Origin of the sequence: Acinetobacter sp. RF14B, from assembly GCF_006864105.1 — a bacterium.
GTDB lineage: Bacteria > Pseudomonadota > Gammaproteobacteria > Pseudomonadales > Moraxellaceae > Acinetobacter > Acinetobacter lwoffii_C.
Window position 1 is genome coordinate 1 of sequence record NZ_SMTB01000131.1, and the last position, 4,748, is coordinate 4,748.

The 4,748-nt window shown below is 48.9% G+C and carries 5 protein-coding genes; 4 read left to right on the plus strand and 1 reads right to left on the minus strand.

Features of this window, described 5'->3' with window-relative positions:
• From murE to E2K52_RS13410, 4 genes are all read left to right on the plus strand, one after another.
• Window positions 1-1,076 (plus strand): Mur ligase family protein (gene murE / locus E2K52_RS13395; protein ID WP_151205532.1); only part of this gene is annotated, 1,076 nt, incomplete at its 5' end.
• 8 nt (window positions 1,077-1,084) lie between these two features.
• Window positions 1,085-2,488, plus strand: coding sequence for a UDP-N-acetylmuramoyl-tripeptide--D-alanyl-D-alanine ligase (locus E2K52_RS13400; RefSeq protein WP_151205533.1), 1,404 nt, complete (start codon window positions 1,085-1,087; stop codon window positions 2,486-2,488).
• On the plus strand, window positions 2,489-3,607 hold the full coding sequence (mraY, locus tag E2K52_RS13405) for a phospho-N-acetylmuramoyl-pentapeptide-transferase (protein WP_151205534.1): 1,119 nt from the start codon (window positions 2,489-2,491) through the stop codon (window positions 3,605-3,607).
• A gap of 54 nt (window positions 3,608-3,661) precedes the next feature.
• Window positions 3,662-4,471, plus strand: a complete 810-nt coding sequence (locus E2K52_RS13410; protein WP_151205535.1) for a putative RNA methyltransferase — start codon at window positions 3,662-3,664, stop codon at window positions 4,469-4,471.
• A gap of 58 nt (window positions 4,472-4,529) precedes the next feature.
• On the opposite strand, the gene E2K52_RS15120 is transcribed toward E2K52_RS13410, so the two are convergent.
• The coding region (locus E2K52_RS15120; protein WP_151205536.1) for a hypothetical protein at window positions 4,530-4,748 on the minus strand (219 nt) is incomplete at its 5' end.

Here is a 4,748-nt window from a genome sequence, read left to right on the forward strand (position 1 = left end):
TGACTAGCCGTTGGATTAGTCAAATTGGATATACAGAAAATGAAGCTACGGTACAGCTTGTTTTTGCTCCTGCGGTTGTTCCATTGATTACAAGACTTGAGGAGCAGTTCACGAAGTACGATATAGATGAACAAGGTCGCTTGAATGGTTGTGAGATTGAAATCGCGGCATATAGCAATTTGAGCCGGGATCATCTGGACTATCATGGGACTTTGCAGGCATATGCCGAAGCCAAGTCTGCGCTCTTCAAGTTTGCCGGTCTGAAAGTTGCCATTATCAATCTGGATGATGACTTTGCTGATGTGATGCTGAATGCTGCAAAAAATAATCCAAGCCAGCCTAAAATATTAACTTATTCACTGTCTCAGTCAGCAGACTATCAGGTTCAGGATATCCGCTACAGTATTTCCGGAGCTGCATTCAAACTGCTGACTACACAAGGCAGTTTTAGCATTCGTAGCCCGTTGCTGGGACACTTTAATATTGAAAACCTGGTGGCCAGCCTGATCATGGCGGAACAGTCCGGTTTTGCACTGGCCGACTTAATCGCGACAGTGCCTGAACTGCAAGGTGCACCAGGACGTATGCAGGTGATTCGTGATGGTGAACGCCTGTTTGTCGTGGATTATGCACATACTCCAGATGCCCTGACTCAGGTGCTGGTTACACTGAAGCGCCATGCGTCGAAAAAGTTATGGGCAGCTTTTGGCTGTGGGGGAGACCGCGACCGTGGTAAACGCCCGCTGATGACTCAGGCTGCGCTGGAGGGCGCCGATATCGCCGTATTGACCTCGGATAATCCGCGTAGCGAAGACCCGGCACAGATTTTTGCCGACATGAAACAAGGCATTGATTTTTCAGGCAAGACCTATCATGAAATTCAGGATCGCCGGGAAGCCATCAAATACACCGTGAAGCATGCACAAGCAGGTGACATTGTGGTGATTGCCGGAAAAGGCCATGAAAACTATCAGGAAATTGATGGAGTTCGTCACTGGTTTGATGATGTGGTCGAAGTTCAGGCAGCAATTGATGCCCGGCATCATACGACAGATTCAGCATTTCCCGCGCATTAGGATTTTACATGCATACCTCAACCACAACGACTGCGGCGCTAGAGCCGTGGAGTATAGAACAATTACAGCAGGCCACCCAAGGCTATTGGCTGAATGATAAAAAGCCTGACGATCAGATCGAGCGAATTTTAACCGATTCACGTCATGCAGAAACTGGCGATGCGTTTTTGGCACTCAAGGGTGAGCGTTTTGATGCGCACGATTTTGTGGCACAGGTCGCTGACCAGGGCTGTCAGCTGGCGATCGTTAGCTCTCCGGTAGATGCCGATATTTGTCAACTGGTGGTAGAAGATACCCGCCTGGCACTTGGACATCTGGGTGCGTACCGCCGTCAGCAGCATTCACAGCTTAAAGTGATTGCCTTGACGGGGAGTAGTGGGAAAACCACCACCAAGGAAATGCTGGGCAGTATTCTTTCACGTCTGGCACCTACCTTGGTGACCCGAGGCAACCTGAACAATGATTTGGGCGTACCGATGATGCTGCTGGAACTGCGTGCCGAGCACCAGTATGCTGTGATGGAGCTGGGTGCCAGTCATTGTGGGGAAATTGATTATACCGCCAATCTGGTGCAGCCCCATGTGGCCGGAATTATCAATATCGGTACAGCTCACCTGGGTGAATTTGGCGGGCGCGATGGCATTTGTCGTGCCAAGTCGGAAATTTATGCGCATATTTCTGAAACTTCGATTGTGCCGGCAGCTGATGATTATGCCGAGACAATTCGTCAGGCCGTGAGTACCGAGCAGGTCTTGAGTTTCGGTGCGGGTGGCGAGGTCTATGCCAGCGAAATCGAGTTACAGTCCCAGTCGGCCCGTTTTGTCCTGAATACGCCACAAGGTACAAAAGCGGTTAATCTGCCATTTGCAGGTGAGCATAATATCGAAAATGCTACAGCTGCCGCTGCCTTTGCGCTAGCAATCGGGATCAGTCTGGAGGATATTGTGGCAGGACTGGAACAGGCTGTGGAAGCTAAAGGTCGTCTGAATTTTATTCAGCACAAAGATTTTTTATTTATTGATGATACCTATAATGCCAATCCGACTTCTATGCGCGCAGCTGCAGAAGTGCTGGCCCAGCAACCGGGCATCCGGGTCATGGTGACGGGGGATATCGGTGAGCTGGGTTTAGCGGCAGCAATGGAACATTATAAACTGGGCCGTGATCTGGTGTCTGTGAAAGGCTTGAACTTTGTTGTGGCAGTGGGTGAGTTTGCACCTGCGGCACAGGAAGGGGCACGTAGTACGCAATATGGTAAAAAAATGCAGGCTTTTTTAAATCAGGAGCAGGCATTGCCATTTTTAATTCATTTGATTGAAACACATCAACCTCAGCCGATGTCTTTCCTGTTTAAGGGGTCACGTTATACCCATATGGAAACCCTGATGGCTGCATTGATGGAGAAACTCTAAATGCTGTTATGGCTATTTGAACAATTGGCGGGCATTGACAGCTCGTTTCAGGTGGTACGTTATTTAACTTTACGTGCCTTGTTAAGTGTCCTGACGGCATTGATGATTGGTCTGGTTCTGGGTCCTATCATGATCCGCAAGCTGCAAGCCCTGAAATATGGTCAGGCGGTCAGCTCATTCGCACCGGAAAACCATGCCAAGAAAATGGGCACTCCGACCATGGGCGGGATATTGATCCTGTTATCGATCGGGATTTCCACCTTGCTCTGGGCGGACCTTTCCAACCCGTATGTGTGGATTGTCCTGGCGGTGATGGTGATTTTTGGTGCAGTTGGCTGGGCCGATGACTGGATTAAAATCCGTTATAAAGATAATGCCGGTTTGCCTGCCCGCAAGAAATTTTTCTGGACGTCGGTCGGTTCACTTGGAGCCGGGATTGCACTGTATGTAATCGCGCAGCAGCAGACCAATCCGGTGCATACTGCGAATATGCTGGATTTGCTGATTCCCTTCTTTAAAGATTTGAGTATTCCTTTATCGCTGATTCCATTGGGAATTGGCTTTATTATTTTCACCTATTTTGTGATTAATGGAGCCTCGAACGCTGTTAACCTCACCGATGGACTGGATGGTCTGGCGATTATGCCAGTGGTTCTGGTGGCAGCCGGTCTGGGGGTGTTTGCCTATCTGGCGGGAGATGTGCGTTTTGCCAACTATTTGCATATTCCCTACGTAAAATATTCATCTGAGCTGGTGATCATCTGCGCTGCCATGATTGGTGCCGGTCTGGCTTTCCTGTGGTATAACGCCCACCCGGCGCAAGTATTCATGGGTGATGTCGGTGCTTTATCCTTAGGTGCGATGCTGGGTACGATCGCCGTAATGGTGCGTCAGGAAATTGTATTTGCCATTATGGCCGGTGTATTTGTCGTAGAAGCCATTTCAGTTTTTCTGCAAATCGGTTCATTAAGAATGCGTAATAAACGTGTCTTCCTGATGGCACCGCTACATCACCATTATGAGAAAAAAGGCTGGCGTGAAACTCAGGTGGTAATTCGTTTCTGGATTATTACAATTATGCTGGTAGTTTTGGGCTTAATGACCTTAAAATTGCGTTAAGTAATGCATTGGAAAAAGTCGGCGCATGCCGGCTTTTTTGTTTTGGAGAAAATGATGAATCTACTCATGTGCCCAGTCTGTCGTGAGCAGCTTAGCTTAAATGCGCGTAGCTGGCGCTGTGAGAATCAGCATAGTTATGATGTGGCCAAGCAGGGTTATGTGAATCTGCATGTGGTACAGCATAAACACAGTAAAAATCCGGGCGATACACCGGAATCGGTGCAGGCACGCCGGGCTTTTTTAAGTGCAGGTCATTACGCCCCCTTACAGCAGGCGGTCGTCGGGAAAATCCGTGAGCTGCGGATTGAAAACCTGCTGGATATCGGCTGTGGTGAAGGCTATTACACCGATGCCATGCAGGCCGAAGTAATGCAATGTGTCGGTGTCGATATTGCCAAGAATGCCATTCAGGTGGCCGCCAAACTAAATAAAGAAGTGACCTGGGTGGTGGGGACCGGGGCAACCTTGCCGGTACTGGATGAGTCGATTGATTTGTGTACCAGCTTATTCAGCCCGATTCCACAACAGGAGATTCTGCGGGTTCTGAAACCGAAGTCATATTTGATGGTGGTGACCCCAGCACCACAGCACTTATATGCTCTGCGTGAAGCCTTATTTGAAGAGGTAAAACCGCATGAACCACAAAAGTTTGTCGAGCAGCTCAAAGATGGCTTTGATCTGCTCAGTGAACAGCTAGTAGAAGCCCCTATGACGCTGTCACAGGCTGATCTTAAACATCTGATTGCCATGACCCCCTATGCCTATAAGGCCAAAGCGGAACGCCGTCAGGCACTGGAGCAGCAGGAGCAGTTTGAGTTGCAAGCTCACTATCAGATTTATCTGTTTCAAAAGAAATCACTTTAAAAAGTCACGCAATAAAAAGCCCTCATTGGAGGGCTTTTTTTGATGAGGGTTGTAAAATTTACTGTACTTGTTGGATCAGGTTATCGAGCGCATCAGCACGTTTGGGTTGTAAGGGCTGTTCCTGTGATGTCGGTGGAGTCACAGGTGCTGGCGCCGACTCTTCGGCTGGAAGAGTAATTTTCTCTCCCGGCAGATCGTCAAAATCACTCTCTGCACGCTTCGGTACCACCATTGGGGCAGGGCGGTACAATGGAGTTGCCAGTGGCGGAGATGAAGG

Coding starts and splice junctions, on each gene's coding strand:
- E2K52_RS13400 (WP_151205533.1), top strand. CDS start 1,085: ATGCATACCTCAACCACAACGACTGCGGCGCTAGAGCCGTGGAGTATA.
- mraY (WP_151205534.1), top strand. CDS start 2,489: ATGCTGTTATGGCTATTTGAACAATTGGCGGGCATTGACAGCTCGTTT.
- E2K52_RS13410 (WP_151205535.1), top strand. CDS start 3,662: ATGAATCTACTCATGTGCCCAGTCTGTCGTGAGCAGCTTAGCTTAAAT.